This window comes from Bacteroidota bacterium, assembly GCA_008933805.1.
Taxonomy (GTDB): Bacteria; Bacteroidota; Bacteroidia; order UBA8524; family UBA8524; genus SB11.
Genome location: WBUH01000005.1, coordinates 186,405 through 202,926, shown reverse-complemented (window position 1 = coordinate 202,926; position 16,522 = coordinate 186,405). Strand labels below are relative to the sequence as shown.

17 protein-coding genes and 1 tRNA gene are annotated in these 16,522 nt (G+C 39.4%); 7 read left to right on the top strand and 11 right to left on the bottom strand.

Going from position 1 to position 16,522, the window contains the following annotated elements; all coding sequences use genetic code 11:
• Positions 1 to 354: an MmcQ/YjbR family DNA-binding protein gene (locus tag F9K23_07225; protein ID KAB2916984.1), complete on the top strand. Its 354-nt coding sequence runs from the start codon at positions 1 to 3 to the stop codon at positions 352 to 354.
• Here the strand turns inward: F9K23_07225 and F9K23_07220 are convergent.
• Positions 341 to 1,000, bottom strand: coding sequence for a MarR family transcriptional regulator (locus F9K23_07220; GenBank protein KAB2916983.1), 660 nt, complete (start codon positions 998 to 1,000; stop codon positions 341 to 343). The two genes, F9K23_07225 and F9K23_07220, sit on opposite strands and share 14 nt — an antisense overlap.
• Before the next feature lie 110 nt (positions 1,001 to 1,110).
• Between F9K23_07220 and F9K23_07215 the strand changes: the two genes are divergently transcribed.
• Together F9K23_07215 and F9K23_07210 are read left to right on the top strand one after the other, a co-directional pair.
• The gene (locus F9K23_07215) at positions 1,111 to 1,374 is read left to right on the top strand and encodes a hypothetical protein (GenBank protein ID KAB2916982.1); all 264 of its coding nucleotides are present in this window, start codon (positions 1,111 to 1,113) and stop codon (positions 1,372 to 1,374) included.
• A gap of 12 nt (positions 1,375 to 1,386) precedes the next feature.
• Positions 1,387 to 2,754, top strand: a complete 1,368-nt coding sequence (locus F9K23_07210; GenBank protein ID KAB2916981.1) for an MATE family efflux transporter — start codon at positions 1,387 to 1,389, stop codon at positions 2,752 to 2,754.
• On the opposite strand, the gene F9K23_07205 is transcribed toward F9K23_07210, so the two are convergent.
• The 5 genes from F9K23_07205 to F9K23_07185 all read right to left on the bottom strand — a co-directional run bounded on the left by F9K23_07205 (position 2,747) and on the right by F9K23_07185 (position 6,619).
• The gene (locus F9K23_07205; protein KAB2916980.1) at positions 2,747 to 3,166 is read right to left on the bottom strand and encodes a response regulator; all 420 of its coding nucleotides are present in this window, start codon (positions 3,164 to 3,166) and stop codon (positions 2,747 to 2,749) included. The two genes, F9K23_07210 and F9K23_07205, sit on opposite strands and share 8 nt — an antisense overlap.
• A 145-nt stretch (positions 3,167 to 3,311) precedes the next feature.
• Positions 3,312 to 3,956: a response regulator transcription factor gene (locus tag F9K23_07200; protein ID KAB2916979.1), complete on the bottom strand. Its 645-nt coding sequence runs from the start codon at positions 3,954 to 3,956 to the stop codon at positions 3,312 to 3,314.
• Positions 3,953 to 4,765, bottom strand: a complete 813-nt coding sequence (locus F9K23_07195) for a hypothetical protein (protein KAB2916978.1) — start codon at positions 4,763 to 4,765, stop codon at positions 3,953 to 3,955. The genes F9K23_07200 and F9K23_07195 overlap by 4 nt, the downstream gene beginning before the upstream one ends.
• Positions 4,766 to 5,384: 619 nt before the next feature.
• On the bottom strand, positions 5,385 to 6,176 hold the full coding sequence (locus tag F9K23_07190; GenBank protein ID KAB2916977.1) for a hypothetical protein: 792 nt from the start codon (positions 6,174 to 6,176) through the stop codon (positions 5,385 to 5,387).
• 361 nt (positions 6,177 to 6,537) lie between these two features.
• Positions 6,538 to 6,619: transfer RNA gene (locus F9K23_07185), tRNA-Leu, on the bottom strand.
• 125 nt (positions 6,620 to 6,744) lie between these two features.
• Here F9K23_07185 and F9K23_07180 point away from each other — a divergent pair.
• Positions 6,745 to 8,976, top strand: a complete 2,232-nt coding sequence (locus F9K23_07180; GenBank protein KAB2917024.1) for a bifunctional (p)ppGpp synthetase/guanosine-3',5'-bis(diphosphate) 3'-pyrophosphohydrolase — start codon at positions 6,745 to 6,747, stop codon at positions 8,974 to 8,976.
• Positions 8,977 to 9,006: 30 nt separating this feature from the next.
• Complete coding sequence (locus tag F9K23_07175; protein ID KAB2916976.1) at positions 9,007 to 9,645, top strand: methionyl-tRNA formyltransferase; 639 nt, start codon at positions 9,007 to 9,009, stop codon at positions 9,643 to 9,645.
• Positions 9,646 to 9,656: 11 nt separating this feature from the next.
• Here the strand turns inward: F9K23_07175 and F9K23_07170 are convergent, their stop codons facing one another.
• The 5 genes from F9K23_07170 to F9K23_07150 form a co-directional block, all read right to left on the bottom strand.
• On the bottom strand, positions 9,657 to 9,932 hold the full coding sequence (locus tag F9K23_07170; GenBank protein KAB2916975.1) for a hypothetical protein: 276 nt from the start codon (positions 9,930 to 9,932) through the stop codon (positions 9,657 to 9,659).
• Positions 9,929 to 11,143: a hypothetical protein gene (locus F9K23_07165; GenBank protein KAB2916974.1), complete on the bottom strand. Its 1,215-nt coding sequence runs from the start codon at positions 11,141 to 11,143 to the stop codon at positions 9,929 to 9,931. Before F9K23_07165 ends, F9K23_07170 begins: the two co-directional genes overlap by 4 nt.
• Before the next feature lie 69 nt (positions 11,144 to 11,212).
• Positions 11,213 to 11,788: a hypothetical protein gene (locus F9K23_07160; protein ID KAB2916973.1), complete on the bottom strand. Its 576-nt coding sequence runs from the start codon at positions 11,786 to 11,788 to the stop codon at positions 11,213 to 11,215.
• A gap of 41 nt (positions 11,789 to 11,829) precedes the next feature.
• The gene (locus F9K23_07155) at positions 11,830 to 13,113 is read right to left on the bottom strand and encodes a phage portal protein (GenBank protein KAB2916972.1); all 1,284 of its coding nucleotides are present in this window, start codon (positions 13,111 to 13,113) and stop codon (positions 11,830 to 11,832) included.
• The gene (locus F9K23_07150) at positions 13,076 to 13,471 is read right to left on the bottom strand and encodes a hypothetical protein (GenBank protein KAB2916971.1); all 396 of its coding nucleotides are present in this window, start codon (positions 13,469 to 13,471) and stop codon (positions 13,076 to 13,078) included. The genes F9K23_07155 and F9K23_07150 overlap by 38 nt, the downstream gene beginning before the upstream one ends.
• A gap of 172 nt (positions 13,472 to 13,643) precedes the next feature.
• Between F9K23_07150 and F9K23_07145 the strand changes: the two genes are divergently transcribed.
• Complete coding sequence (locus F9K23_07145; GenBank protein ID KAB2916970.1) at positions 13,644 to 14,198, top strand: LemA family protein; 555 nt, start codon at positions 13,644 to 13,646, stop codon at positions 14,196 to 14,198.
• A gap of 7 nt (positions 14,199 to 14,205) precedes the next feature.
• Complete coding sequence (locus F9K23_07140; GenBank protein KAB2916969.1) at positions 14,206 to 16,509, top strand: DUF2207 domain-containing protein; 2,304 nt, start codon at positions 14,206 to 14,208, stop codon at positions 16,507 to 16,509.
• The last annotated feature ends 13 nt before the right edge of the window (positions 16,510 to 16,522 follow it).

Below are 16,522 nucleotides of genomic sequence, written 5' to 3'. Positions count from 1 at the left end.
ATGGATATTGAACAATACCGCGAATACTGCATTACAAAAGCGGGGGTAACTGAAGAGTTTCCTTTCGACCAAAATACATTGGTGTTTAAAGTGATGGGAAAGATGTTTGCCCTGTGCGATGTTCAGGCGTTTGAAAGCATCAACCTGAAATGTGAACCCGAAAAAGCTGTTGAACTCCGTGAGCAATACGACGGGGTTACTGCCGGTTACCACATGAGCAAGAAACATTGGAACACCGTGGTAATGGACGGCAGTATCAATGATAAGCTAATTCGCGGCTGGATTGACGATTCGTATAACTTAGTAGTGGCAGGTTTGCCCAAAAAGGTACAAGCCGAACTTACACAGCAGTAGGGCTAGAATTTTCTTCACCCATTATTTCTTTATAAATCTCTTCAAAGTCTTTACCCTTGTGCTGTTGCCACAAGCCGGCAAACTTTATTTCTATTCCCTTTAGCAACTGCACGCATAAATTAATATCATCTATGCTCATATCCTTTACCATCATTTCGTTCACTCGTCCAAATACCCCATAACAGCCGTGCAGCACCTCGCGGCCTTTAAAAGTTAAGCTCACACGCTTAGAGCGTTTATCTGTCGGGTCGTCCTTTTCTGCAATGTATTCCAGTTCTCGCAAGCGGTTCAAAATATCAATACCCGTAGATAATTCATTTAGTGAGTGATAAATAGCCTCCGTTTTTCTTGGCTCACCCAAATGGTTAATGGTATTAAGCACATTAAAATCTTCAAACTGTTTCAGTATCGTTTTTTCTCTGGCAGTTTCAGCATACATCAAAAACAAACGGGTAATGCGTCCTATCAGTTTCATCAATAGTATAGGCTTATTAGGTGGGGGCATCATGCCGCCAAAAAGCTCACCCGTACTGGTCGATTCTCGTTTATTAATAAGATAGTAGCGGCAAAAGTCTTCAACGTTGCCATCAGGGTGGTTTTCTTCAAACCGTGCCCATTCGTTCACCAATTCAACAGTTTTATTCATTGTATACTTCGGTTTCGATGCAAATATAAAAAATATATTTCGTTTTCCTTGTAATTTACATCACAACCGATATAAATTTGCATCAACTAATTCGGTTACGAAACAAAATTATGGCAGTAGCTGCTCAATCATCCTTCCTTGAAGGATTGGCTTCAACACATTCAGTACATAGGATATTGGTATATAAAACCAACATCAGCGATGCGCATCAACGTTTTCGAGTGCTGTGTACTTTAAAAAGCATTGCTGGTGTTGAACATTGCTGGGTGGATATTGATGATTGCGACTGTGTGCTGCGGATAGTGGGCACATTCAATCAAACCAGTGTAGAAAATGCCGTTTACGAATTGGGGTACTTTATAGAAGAGTTATAACACAATCAAACTATGGAAAAGAAACCTTTAATCAGCGAAACCGAAAAGCAGCTGATACTAACGGGCAAGATGAGCACTGTGTTTATGAAACTTGCCATACCCTCTCTGATAGGGGCTGTTTTAATGGGACTTAACAACTTTTTAGACGGAATTTTTGTAGGCCGTTTTATCGGACCCAATGCATTGGCAGGGGTATCGTTGGCCTTTCAGTTATCCATGATAATGGTAGGGATAGGCAACATGGTGGGCAATGGAGCGGGCACAGCACTTAGCATTATGTTGGGCGCTAACGAAGAAAACAAACTGCAACGTATTTTGGGTAATGTAAACACCCTGTCGTTGTTATTTGCCTTGGTCTATTTTATCCCATCCTACATATTTGCCGAACCGCTTATCCGCATGATGGGTGGCGAAGGCGAAATATTGCAATACGGCACACAGTACTTCAGGCAAAGTCTTTTAGGCTCGTTTTTCTTTATCTACAGCCTTTCGCTCACCAACATTATCCGTGGCGAAGGGAAACTTAAATTGGTAACCAACATCACTGCCATTGGTCTTTTGGTAGATGTGGGACTAAAGCTGCTTTTAGTAAAAGTATTGGGATGGGGGGTGAGTGGTGCTGCTTGGGCTACTAACCTTACCATGTTGTTGTACTGCGTAATAGCGATGATATACTTTGCTTCAGGTAAGGCTTCGTTCAAAAGCAGGATGTTGGCCTTTTACTTTGATAAACCCATGCAAAAGCAAATACTGATGTTGGGTTTTGTAAACCTTATTTTTTTAGCAATGAATGTGTTGCAAGGGCTGGTAGTGTTTAACATGATAGCCAAATACGGCACCGAAAAAGACATGGGCTTTTACAGTGCGGCTTTCCGAACCTCGTTCATATTAATGACCCCTACCTTGGGGATTATGAAAGCCTTGCAACCCGTTGTGGGGATGAACTACGGCGCAAAACAATACGGACGTGTGCGCAGTGCTTTCGGGGTATTTGTAAAATACTCGTTATTTATTCTGGCGCCTATTTGGTTATACATGATGGTATTTACCGATAATGTTATTGGCAGTATGCTGGCCGGCGGGGCTTATACTGCATCCGATATATTGTTTTTCAGGATAAACATAGGAGCCGTGATATTGCAACCCTTTATTATGCTGTCGTTAGGTTTTTTGCCTTCCATCGAAAAGGGAAAAGAAGCCGGCATGGTGGCAATGTTAAACCAAGTTGTATTGTTTTTCCCGCTAATGTTGATACTGCCTGCGTTCTTTGGCGTAAATAGTATTTATTGGGGTTCAGCAATCATTGCAATTGCAGTGTTTGCAATACTGATGCTGATGGTGAGCAAGCAGTTTCAGTTATTGTTGCAAAAGGTTAATTAATGGTAGGCGGGTTTAGAAAGGCAAAAATGCGGTCAAAGTGTTCTACCGTAATAGGTTTGATAATATAGTCAGACACCGCTGCGATAGATTTTGCCTTTTCAATATCCGAAGCAAATACGGATGAGCTTACCACATAAATGGTTACGTTTTTGGCCAGGGTGGGTTTTAGTTTTGTAAATTCTTCTAAAAATTCCCACCCGCCCATAACGGGCATATTCACATCCAAGAAGATTACATCGGGTAATTTATCGGCTTCTTTTGTTATTGATTTAAAATACTCCAAGGCCTCCTCACCGTCTTTAAAAACTATAAGATTGTTGCAATAACCGCCAATGCTAAGCATGCGCTCCATAGTGTAGGTATAAATAGAATCATCGTCTATTAAACACGCGAGGTTAATTTTCGAAATCATAAGCACACAAATTGAATAAGTAATAGCACAGCACCCTAAAGCAGGGCAATTAATAAATGGCAATACAAAATATATACTGCACAAGGTAAATATACTAAATGTTGCTTATAAAATAAAAACGTTATAAAATAATATCGAAAAAGACTTACTCGGCTTTGTGGTTGATATAACCATTCTTTAACCCGAAATTGATAAGTTGTGCCGTGTTTTTAGTCTCGGTTTTGCTAAGCAGGTTGCTTCGGTGAGTTTCTACCGTTCTGTGGCTTAAAAACAACTTCTCGCTAATTTCAAGGGTGGATAAACCGTCAAAAACCAATTGTAAAATTTCTTTTTCCCTCGCTGTCAGTTTAATAGTTTTTTCTTCATGCTCTCTGATTCCGGCAGCCAATTTTGTAGCCACCTCACCGCTATAATACTGACCATTTTCATGCAATTGTTTAATAGCATTCACCAGCTCAGTTTTACCCGTGTTTTTCAGTAAATAACCGTGCACGCCCATTTTCACCATCGGCACTACATGGTCAATCGTATTGTGCATGGTAAGCATCATCACCTTCACGGCGGGGTACAGTTTCATAATCTCCTCGGCAGTTGCCATGCCGTCCATTTCAGGCATTGTAATGTCCAGCAACACCACATTTGCCGGTTGGCTATGTAGCAAGCCCAACAACTGTTTTCCGTTTCGAGCCACCCCAAGCACATTAATCTCAGGTTCTGAAGCTAAAATCAACTCCACCCCGTCGGTAAACATTTTATGGTCGTCAGCAATGTAAATATCAATAAGCTTCATACAGGTATTTCAATTAATAGCGTCATACCATGCCCCGGGTGAGTATCCAAATGCCAATTTCCGTTCAATTTAGCTACTCTGGCGGCAATGTTTTTATAACCGATACCACCGCCGGTTTCAGTATATTTTTTATCAAACCCTTTACCGTTGTCCTCATACATAAAACCAAACGTATGTTCTTTAAGGCTCAACTGTAAAGTAATTTCCGTTGCCCCTGAATATTTAAGTGTATTGCTCAACAATTCTTGGGTTATGCGGTACAACTCCTGCGCATGATTTTTATATGTTCCTTCATCTACCCCGTTATCAATAAACAGTATCTTAACCGTATTTGCCTTCTCAATAGCTGCAATCAGTTGCAACAAGGCCGTTTTAAACCCGAATTTTGCCAGTGAACCTTCATACAAATCGTGCGAAATTCGGCGTACTTCATCCACCGCTTCATCCAGCAGCAACGTAGCTTCCCCGTACGATTGATGTTGTTGCTGTTTCAACGCATTCATTTGCTCCTCCACCGCACTAAAATGTAACTTCACCGTCGATAAAATACTGCCCAACCGATCATGCAATTCCTGCGCAATCCGTTTACGTTCCGCATCCTGCCCCTTCAGCATCGCATTAACGTTCTCCACCTCTTGTTTTTGGAGGAGATCATCGATACGACGTTTGTGTTCATCAAGCTCTTTTTCGTGTTTTAGTTTGCGGTGCCTATATAGCAGGAATAAATCAATTACAGCAAGTAACAATAAAGCAGCAGTAATTGTAGAGGCTATCACGATAAAGGCGATTTTGTTTTCTTCGAGTCCCATAAAAATCCGATTGTAATTAAAATAGACCAAAGCATGTAGCCAAAATAATTAACAGTAAATAATTTGCTAGCGATTGAATTATCAATATCTGTATCAATTAGAATGTTAATGGAGGAGAGAACGTTTATTGATATTACTGGGTAAAAAAAATTTCCGAGTGCAAACCAAAAAAGTATCATGGCGGGCGGATCGTCTTTGGTTGTTATATAGTCTCGTATTATGAAATAAGATGAAATTGCAATAAAAAATAAGGACACTGTTATTGTGTAATTATTAAAATTTTTCTGTTGGAAGAAAAATATATTTAGTGTACAAGAGGCGAGTAACATAAACATAAATGTATAGAACATTAATTTATATCCTGTTTTAAACAAAGCAGCGTAAATAATTAGAGTCAAAGCATGCTGTATTAAGAGGTGAATATTATATAGCCACCCATTAGGAATTTTATTGTAGGCCAAATAAGTGGCATATAAATCCACAAAGAGATTCTGCCAAACAATAAATAATATGAGCTTTTCAAAGGGTAAAAGTCGGTTTATTTTAAATAAACCGACTATACCGCACATAAGGGTAAAAAATGTTTGAATACGTATGTCCAAATACCACATATTTTCCATTAGCAATCAGGGGGACAAAGACGGCCTACATCGAGGGCTTTAGCTTTGTATGGCTCACCAGGACTTAGCTTCATATTATTAATTTGCAGCACATTGTCGTATTCGAAAATTAAAACAGGTGTTTGAACCTTAAAGGAACCACTATAAGGATCCTTTATATACGTTGCGCCGTGGTTGAAAGTCAAATAAAATAAGGTTGTGTCGACCGCAATTTCTTTATTATTTTCATGAAAATAATAGAACTCATTTTCGGAATAAAATGTATTCGTTGGGTGCTTTTTTCCATATTTTGCTTCAAAATCTTTAATACGATAAGTTTTGTTACCAGTAAATTCGCGTATTTCAATACTTTGAAAATAGAGAACTTGATATGATTCAAACAATGCTTGATTAATTTTTTCATATCCATTGTATGTGGGCACTAAGTACTCTACTTGTCCATTTGGTTGCGGGGTTGGTGTCACAATTCCTTCATTGTACGATGCTGGAGTTATTGCATAAGTAAAATACAATTCACTATTATCGTTTTGCCTCAATATATAATAAGCAGCAATTCCTTCACTTTCTGTTAAAGGCAAATCAAGTAATGCGTGAGTGATAATAATATCAACAGGGACTTTAAGTTTTATATCACTTTTAATGTTAGTATTTATATCTATCAAGATGTCTCCATTACAGCTATACGGTCTAGTATAACTTAGTTTGAAACTATTGTTTAAATCATCAAATGATCTTTTGGACACGGGGTAATCCTCTATTAAGCTTGATTTCTCTGAAAGTATTTTTTTCATTGTTTAAAGTTTTGATGTTCCTACTCATAAGCTTTTCGGTGTCCGCTCCCTTTGCATAAACAGGGTGCATAGGGTATCCCTTTTTTGATAGTTTGCAAAAGGATAACTTACGTTGGCTTTGCGGGGATACAGAGGTTGATGTGTGTTCTCATGATTAGTTAATGGTAATTGTGTAGTTCAAAGGTTAACTAATTCACGAGCCGATACGGAAGGGGTTACACCCAAACTATCTACGTGTTTTTTGGTAGGGAATAACATAAACAGCAATAAGTTAGTTATAGCCAATTTAGAAAAATACAACAGCAATGCAAAGGAGATTTCGATAAAATAAAAAAGCCCTCGAATTTCTTCAAGGGCTTTGTGCGGATGATAGGGGTCGAACCTACACGCCTCGCGGCGCCAGATCCTAAGTCTGGTGCGTCTGCCAATTTCGCCACATCCGCAAAGGGAGTGCAAAGGTAACATACATCTTTTAAAAAATCCAAATGTTTTTCTCGTTTTTTTATTGTTACTTTCGGATGAAGAGAGCCATAAACAGGCACCAATTTTGATGGCATTACCGCAAACAATGATAGATATTGACGTTGAGGCAGAGAAGCAAGAGATTTTGAAGCGTTACCGCCACTTGCTCCGTTCTTGCAGGCATAACCTTGAAAAAGGTGATAAACAATTGATACGCAGTGCCTTTGATATGGCACTGGAAGCTCATAAAAATATGCGCCGTAAAAGCGGCGAACCTTATATATACCATCCGCTCGCTGTTGCCCAGATTGCTGCGCAGGAGATTGGTTTGGGCACAACCAGCATAGTTTGTGCACTTTTACACGATACGGTTGAGGATACAGATATAACGCTGGAAGTAATCAGGCTGAATTTTGGTGACAAGATAGCCATGATTATTGACGGGTTAACCAAAATCTCGGGCGTTTTTGACCAAACCAGCAGCTTGCAAGCAGAGAATTTCCGCAAAATGCTCCTTACTCTTAGTGAGGATGTGCGGGTAATATTAATTAAGCTTGCCGACCGACTTCACAACATGCGCACCCTGCAAAGTATGAGTCGAAAAAGTCAGCTTAAAATTGCTTCAGAAACGCTGTACTTATATGCCCCGCTTGCGCACAGGCTGGGACTTTATGCTATAAAAACCGAACTTGAAGATTTATCAATAAAGTATTCAGAACCTGAAATGTACTTTGATATCGTGCAAAAGTTGCAGGATACCAAAGCACAGCGCAATAAATACATCAAACGGTTTATTGAACCGATTGAGCAACGCTTAGAAGAGGAGGGTTATGCGTTTGAGATAAAAGGCCGGCCCAAGTCTATCTTTTCAATCTTAAATAAAATGCGCAAGCAAGGTGTACCTTTTGAAGAGGTGTATGATTTGTTTGCCATTCGTATCATATTGGATGTTCCGGTGCAGGATGAAAAGGCCGACTGTTGGAACGTGTATTCAATGGTTACAGACTCGTATTTCCCTAACCCTGATAGACTTCGTGATTGGATATCAGCCCCCAAAAGCAATGGGTATGAAAGTTTACACACTACTGTAATGGGTCCTGAGGGTAATTGGGTAGAGGTTCAGATACGCACTCGTCGCATGGATGAAATAGCCGAAAAAGGCTACGCCGCCCACTGGAAATATAAAGATGCAAAAGGTGGGGGAGGAGAAAGCAGTTTAGAATCGTGGTTGGCAAGGGTGAGAGAGATATTAGAAAGCCCGGATGCCAATGCGATAGACTTTTTGGATGATTTCAAACTGAACTTGTTTGCCGAAGAAGTGTTTGTGTTTACACCCAAAGGGGAGTTACGCAAACTGCCTGCAAACAGTACAGCATTGGATTTTGCTTTTGATATTCACTCTGATGTGGGATATAGATGTATAGGTGCAAAGGTGAATAATAAACTGGTACCTATTAACCATAGGTTGAGTAATGGCGACCAGGTTGAAATACTTACCGCCAGTCGACAGAAACCTAGCGAAGACTGGATAAACTTTGTGGTAACTGCCAAGGCAAAATCAAAAATCAAGCAGATACTTCGTGAAGAAAAGAAACGGGTAGCAGAAGACGCTAAAGAGATGCTTGAACGTAAATTCAGGCATAACAAAATTGCGTTTACAAATGAAAACTTGAATTTGTTGGCTAATTTTTACCGCTTCCCTTCATCGTTGGATTTGTTGTATAGCATAGCAACAGGTAAGTTTGATAAAGACAAACTTGATTTGGTAAATGTTTTCGATACGATTAACAATCCGCAGCGTAAGGAACCCAAACAAGAGCAAGCTGCAACAGGACAGGTTAAGCCGCCAAAAAAACCTAAAGTAAGGGCGGCTAATGAAATAATATTAGGAGATGACTACGATGATTTGCCGTATGATTTTGCTAAATGCTGCTCTCCTATTCCCGGGGATGAAATTTTCGGTTTTATAACTGTTGGAGAAGGAGTAAAAATCCATCGTACCAGCTGCCCCAATGCAATACGCTTGATGAGTAATTATGGCTACCGGATTATCAAGGCACAATGGGCGCATTCACCCATCAAAAGCGACCAATCCTTTTTGGCTGGAGTCCATATTACCGGGATTGACAGTGTGGGGGTAATCAGCAAAATAACAGACGTTGTATCAAAAGATTTGGCTGTTAACATGAAATCGATAACTGTTGAATCGCACGAAGATGGTACTTTTGACGGACGAATAATGTTATTCATCAGTGATACAGAACACCTTAATACGCTTATTCAGCGCATTAAGGTAGCCCTACCTACTGTGAATGTAAACAGGATAGACGTAAATTGATTTGACGGATATTGAATAGGATAATAGAGAATGCTCATACAAATATTATGTGATAATATTCATTCATGGATAATACCATATGCGAAGGAATTGAGGAATCAAATTATTTCTTTGGGTCATGATGTGTATTTACTGCATGATCATCAAGATGTTAGAGAAGGTGATATCTTGGTAATGTTATCGTGTGAAAGGATATTCAAAAATTTACACCTTAATAAAAATAACCTTGTCGTTCATGAAAGTGCCTTGCCCCAAGGCAAGGGCTGGTCACCAATGACATGGCAAGTCATAGAGGGAAAAGGAATAATTCCAGTAACACTTTTTGAAGCAACTTCAAAAGTCGATGACGGATGTGTATATGGCCAAGAGACTATGGAATTGGATGGGCTTGAATTGGTTGATGAATTGAGGGAGAAGCAAGGGACAGTAACACTAAAACTGGTTGTTAGCTTTATTAAAAAATATCCAGATGTAGTTGGTAAACCACAATATGGTGAAGAGAGCTTTTATCCACGACGTAGACCCGAAGATAGTCGTTTAAATATCGATAAGTCTATCAAGGAGCAATTTAACCTCCTTCGAGTTAGCGATAATGAACGCTATCCAGCTTGGTTTGAAATAAATGGTGTAAAATATATTCTTAAAATATATAAGGAAACGACTTTGTAATTAATAATTAGTTATGGGTCATCTTTAAGCTTTGCGTTTTCTAGGCGTAATATGCTTACCTCAGCTTTTAAGCTGGCATTTTCTTTCATTACCTCTACGATCATCTTGTTCTGTTCATCAATACGGCCCTCAAGGTTTTTTATTCTGTCCCATAATTCATCTCGTACCTTTTCATCAAACTCTTTTTGTACTTTCTTGGGTAAAAAATAAATTTCGATCACTTTTAATAGTAATGCACCTCCTGAGCCAGATCCTAAAATGGTTATTAACAAATTCCAGTTTATCATAGTTGTCTATTTAAATAGGTTTCATATTGTTGTGTAATTGCAAGGAAGTTGATTGACTCTACATCGTTTAAGGCCTCGCCAATTGAGGTAAGTGCGATATTGAAATCTGAAAGATATGTTTGTGAAGTACTTAAATGCCGACAAAGTAGAAATAATGAAACAGAAGGGGTTGAAGTACTCACAGTGGTGTTTTCAAATAATTTTGTGACATTTTTATACGCAATTGAACGATTTGGGGCAAGTCTACTACCTATATAATTTCCTTTCGAAGAAACATTTGAAGCTGTTGATGCAGTATTTTGGTTTATTGAAGATTGGAAGAGATTTCCCGTTTGAAACGGTAAGAGTTGAATTACATTACTGTCACTAGTGCCTCCGATAGCACATTTAGCCCCAGCACTAACATCATTCCTTATATAAGCTGACATATGGAAGTTGTCTTTGTTTGCAGCGGCGATAATATAACCGGTGTCGCCATAGCCGGCTATTCCGTCTCCGGTTATACCATTTGCGTTGTGGGTCACTCCCGTTGGACTCCACGTTATTTTATACTGAGCCGGATTTTTTAGGTTTATACTGTGCCTATTTGCCGTACCGCCTACAAACGGGTATAGAGCGTGCATTTTGTTCCAAAGTCCGTTTTCTTTTAGTTGCGTTACTAAATAAGTAATGGCAAATATTTGTGTTTCATCGTCAATGCCTGTAGCCGCAAGAAATGCAGTGATGTCTTCATCCGGACGTGTAAATGGAACTTGACAATAGTCATAATCAAACATAAACTCCAGCGATACATTCATAATGTGGCCCGTAAATTCGCTGTCCCACTTTTCGGTAAAGGGTTGAAGATTACTTTGCTTTGAAAGAGCCCATTCATAGCTTTCATCGTTTAGTTTTGAGAGGATGTCCAAACAAATAAGTAAAGTATCACTCTCCACTTCCAGTTCATTACTTTCATCCCGTTTCACCAAGTCGCCTACAATTATTTCAAAATCATAAAAGAGACTACCTTCGGTTACACGGGCTATTATGGGGGTAACCCACATAAACGGCTGCTTTGAAGGATGGGTGAGTCCGATTGTTGTACCATCCACTTTGGTCATAGCTGATTCAAGTTCCCAACGGTCACCATAGCCAAACCCACGGACTAGTAAATGACTTTCAGCCAGTTGCCTTAGTTTTGTTATTACCTGATTTTTTGTCTGAAACTGCATGGTCTTTCTTTTCTAGATAATTGAGTAATTTTTGGATGTTTTCTTTTTTTATTCTCTTTTCATTCATAACTATTCGCAACAATTGTTTTCGCCGTTATCAATAGGTAATGAGGTTGAGAATGAATTCCCACGAGTATTTCCCAAAAACATACCTGTGTGATAAGTGTTGATTCTTGGGTGAATGGCATCAATAGTAGTATTTCCGCTCAGCCATAAAGGGTATTTAGATTGATTTTGCTGCAGGTATTTTACAATACGTTTCGCGTACCATTCCGCATGGTTCAGGTAATAGTTTTTTATCTGACTTAGTTGTTCCGGTGAGGCAGTAACACTGTTCTCGCTATTTTTTGTTACGATGGATTTATTCATGAACTTATACGTAAGCGGCAGACACAGTTCGGCCATACAATAGTGTTTTATAGCCGGTTGTAAATAGTCATTAAGCAATGTTTGGTTAAGGGCTGTTACAGTGTCGGCCTTTACCTGAGTTCTCAACTCGTTGTATAATGAGGTGCCGATAATACCCTGTATATAAATATCCTGCACCATGAGTATTGTGGGTGAGATTAACTTATTATCCGTGTTCTCATTAATCACGGTATCTTCTTTCAGCCTGTCGGCGGATATAAAATAGACCTGTTCCATAAGGATTTGCTAATTGATAGTGTAAGAAAATTTGTAATGGATTAATTATCTGCAATTGATGGATCGCTGACAGTGATAGGGAAACCTATTTGTGCCAAGTAGCGACGTTTTTCATCAGAAGTAAGTACTTCACTAATGTCCTGCTCGCTCAACAACATTCCTAAACCGATCGGTTCGGTTGGAGTAAGGCATAATGGCGTACTGATGCCATTGGTTTCAGCAAGGTTTTTCAACAATTGCTCAATAGTTTGCCTGCGTTTGTTGACGTAGGTGTTTTGAAACAATTCGTAAGCTTCCCTTAGTTCATTTCTTCCTCCCAGTTGGCCGGGTGCCCTAACACCAAACAACATTGGGCTGGTAACTTTATGACCCACAAAAATGGTGTCCATTACTGTTTGTTTAAGTTGGTCGTACTGTTTATCAAGATCGTTGGGGCGCAGTTGTAATATTTGAGGGGTACTTTCTACACCGTCTGTAAAGTATAATATAATTTCACCCGCATTATCCGTTCCCGCCACTTTGCGCTTTACCTGACGTTCAATATCCCGTTGCTCATCTTCGGTGGGCACACCGTTAGTAAATGTAAGCAGGGTGCCTGCAGAAAACCCTGTTTTTATGTTGTTTAGATGAAAGTTACTGATTTCTATTTCGGTTTCAATGGAAGCATTGCAACCTAAATAACCCGGTAATGGATACACCTTCATTTGTGGGCTATACTCACGGAAATACAAAATGCTTTCACGCTGAGGAACGTTGATATCGAAAGCGGGGAGGCCTCTTAAGTCTTCCGGTTGACGGGTACTTCCAGCAAACTTGTTCGTTAGCGACTGTTGCTCAGTCCACTGTTTTGAAGTGTAAATTACCGATGCGTCTTCGTTGATACGGCAAGTAGCCCAATCTACGTGGTACATCTCGCTAATCTTACCTGTAACAATGTTTTGGTAGATTTTTACAGCGAAACCATTAAAAAGCTCATAATCTAGAATCAATTTTTCAAGCAATTGGTTCAACGATTCGAAGCGGTTGGCTCTGTGAATTAACTGTTGCAGTTTAGCAGCATCAGCGGTGTTTGGGCTATTGGGTATTTCTACCCCTTTACCAAAAATATAATCTTTTTTGCCGCTCACAATGGCTTGATGGGTAGGCGAACCGTTAAAAAGATTTATCAGATAGTCGGGGTAATCGTTCGCTTCACCATAATTAACCCAATCGAAACGGCGGCTTTCCTTAAATCGGGGCGGTTTATGCCACGTAGGCACTTGCAAGGTTGTAAAAAAGTGTTTTTGCTTATCCATTGTATATAAATGCGTTAGTGGGTTGGTCATTATAAGTATAGGTGGTTTCAGCGGTGCCCACCACGTAGGCTAACCCTGTTTCAACCAGTTCGTCGGCATTGGCGGGTTGTAAGTTTGTAGCACTGTCTTGAGCATATACCTTGTATTCCCAAAAACCTGAGGGGGTAAGCTCTACCTGTGCTAGCAGCGGGCTGGGGCTGGTAATTTCTACTATCTCAAAACTATTATAACGCTCGGGGTAGTCAGAGGTATCGGCTGCGATACAAGTAATACTTTCGTTAGTTTGAGAGTTACTAAACTCGAAGAGGTATTTAGGATTGGGGCGGGTGGTTTTTTCCTTCAGAGTGAAGATAACCAAGTTGTTGGTGCCTTTATTTATCAGTATCATCCCCCTGTAATTGGCACGGGATGTTTTTGTTTCAAAAAAAATTATAAAGTAATGTATATCTCTACATTTTAGGCGTTTACTTTTTTAACAATGAAGGGTATTAAACCATCGCTTTATTTGTATTAAATAGTAGAATGGAGTATTATTACACTTTAAAATCACTGTAATTAAAATGGTAGTTGTATTAGGAATTGTTTTATTAGCTATTTTATTTTTTGTAGTACGTATTTACAACGAGTTAGTAAAGGAACGTATTTTGGTGCATGAAGGCCAAAGCACTTTGGGAGCATATTTACAACAACGACTTGATTTGATACCGAATCTTGTTGAAACTGTAAAAGGGTACGCCTCGCACGAGAAAGAGATTTTGAAAGAAATTTCTATGTGGCACAGTAAGGGTATTGCTGCAGTTGGAGCAAAAGAGCAAGGCGAGGTAGCGATTGGTCTTAGCTCGGCTTTGCGAAATGTATTTGCTATATCGCAGAACTATCCTGAGCTAAAAGCAGATTCAAATTTTAAAGATTTGTACGACACACTAACCGAAACAGAAGAGCATATAAGAGAAGCTCGCAAGTATTTTAACGGTACTGTTAGGGAGTACAATCAATCGATAGCGGTATTTCCTAAGGTGCTTATCGCCGGGATGTTCGGGTTTAAGCCCGAAGTGTTTTTTACAGAAGACCCTGAAGCCAAGAAAGTCCCTAAAGTTAACTTTACCGATAAATAATTAATTGATGAGGGTATTACTTTTCCTGCTGCTGGTTATTGGTATTTTTAATGTATCGTATAGCCAAACACAAAAATATTTAGATGGTAACGGAAAACAGCTTCACTATTGTGTAGATCATCAAATAGATAGTGCGATAGATGCCAGTATTTTAGTGTATTCAAATAAAATTTCTGATTCCAAATTCGATAATAAAAAATTCGAAAAATATTTTAATTCTGTTAAAGAAGGATTTAATAAAAAAGTTTGGGATGAGGTTTTGTATAGAGCAGACGTAGTACCCGGCAAAGAGTCCATAGCTACAAAAAAAGGGAAGGCTAAAGAGTTCGGTAAACTCACTAAACATATAGCAAAGGCAACAATTAAGGCGATGGATGACCTTAAAAGTGTTTTTGAGGCCGGTTTGGCGGCAGATAAAATTCAATCATTTCACGCCGATTTTGAAATCCGCCAGGATGGAACCATGCGTGTTGTGGAGACCATAGCGGTTTTAAACACAGAAACAGGGTCTATAAATAAAGGAATTGTCAGGTATATACCTGATAGTTATGATATAGGCTCAGGACTTAATTTTAAAATGATTGTTAGGGTTGACAGCATCCTCTTGAACAACCAGCCTGTAAAATATGACGATGATTTTGAAGCAGGAAGTAAACTGCTATATATTGGTAATCCTGACTCCATTTTATCATTTGGCAGTCATGTTTATAAAATAATTTATACTGTAAAAAGGCCATTTAAGTATGGTGAAGGGTATGATGAACTGTATTGGAACGTAAATGGGAATGGTTGGGAGTTTGATATTGACAGTATTAGTTGCGCAGTTAAGTTTCCTGAGGGGTCAACAGTAAACTCTTTCTCTTGCTACACCGGAAAATATGGAGATTCTGCCAAAGACTGCTACGGTAAATTTGACGCGAAAACCTCAAGTCTTGTTTTTGCTGCAAACGGAGGAATGCTAAAGAATGAAGGGTTAACCATTGCTTGCTCAATCCCTGAAGGCATTATTTCCCGTGAACCTGAATGGTCAATTATTTTGTTTTCTAACAGCGGCCCCTTTTTTATGATATGGGTTGCTATCCTGTTACTGATTAGAAACCTTGTAATACTTGGTTGGAGAAAACTAAAGGCTTCGAATAAAAATAAGGCCAATATAGTGCCTGAGTTTACAGCCCCCGACGATGTAAACCCGGCACTTGCAGGCTATATTTACCACAAAGGGTATGAGCCATCCCAAACCATTGCAAGTTTGGTAAACTTAGCTGTAAATAAATACCTGACTATTTCGGCAGATAGCAGCGGTAGCGGCAATTATTTAATTGCAGCTACTGATAAAAAAGTACCTTTCGGTAAGGAGGCAGAACAACTGCTAATAGAGGATGCCGAAATAATTGTGACGGGCCATATTAAGCCGGACAAGGCAAGTGAAGAAGTTGCCTATTTTGATGCACAGGTGAAAAGGTATTGTGACTCAAAAAATAAGAATGCTGCATTGTTTGTCTATAAAAGAGGCGGGCAAATATGGGGACGTGTTCTAATCGGCGTTTCATTGGCAATTTCAGTTTTATTAATGACTATTCACTATAAGCCTTCGGCGTTAACCTTTGTGTATTATTTAACCGGAATTGTGTTGTGTGCCTTGGTTCACAAACTTTTGGATTTAAGATATACCAAGTACACGCAAGCGGGTGAAACATTGTTGAACAAAATTTTGGGGCTGAGAATGTTTTTAGCGACTGCCGACTCGCAGCGGATGAACACTATTAACAAGCCTAACGCGGATTTTGTGCCTGAGAAAATGTTGCCCTATGCAATTGCCTTAGATTGCTTAAAGGAATGGACCTCTGCGTTTGGAAATTCGATTAAGAAATCATTGGAAGCAGACGGGTTTGCAGAGAATACAATGGTAAACAGCGTTGTTTACTCTACCGGTGGTTATTATCTGTTATCAAACAGTATGAGAAGAAGTTGGGGGGTTGATTACAGTAACTTTTATCAAAGAAGGTTGACTGAAATAACAGAGGAACTCAACAGTAATACTACTGAAAGCGAAGAGAAACATAGACCTGATTTGACAATTTTCAGGCATAGTAGCGACAGGGCTGCCGCTGAAATGTTGAGCAGAAGGACAGAAGAGTTGAAGCAGTTAGTGGATTATAAAAAGAAAGAAATAGAAGCGGAAGCTCTACGAGCCTCGGAAAGCAATAGCTCAAAAAGTTCAGTCTCAAAATCTACTAATTCAGGCAGTGCGTCAAAAGGTTCGGGGTATAGTGGCGGTGGCAGAGGCGGTGGCGGCGGTGGCGGCTGGTAAGAATGTGCTGATA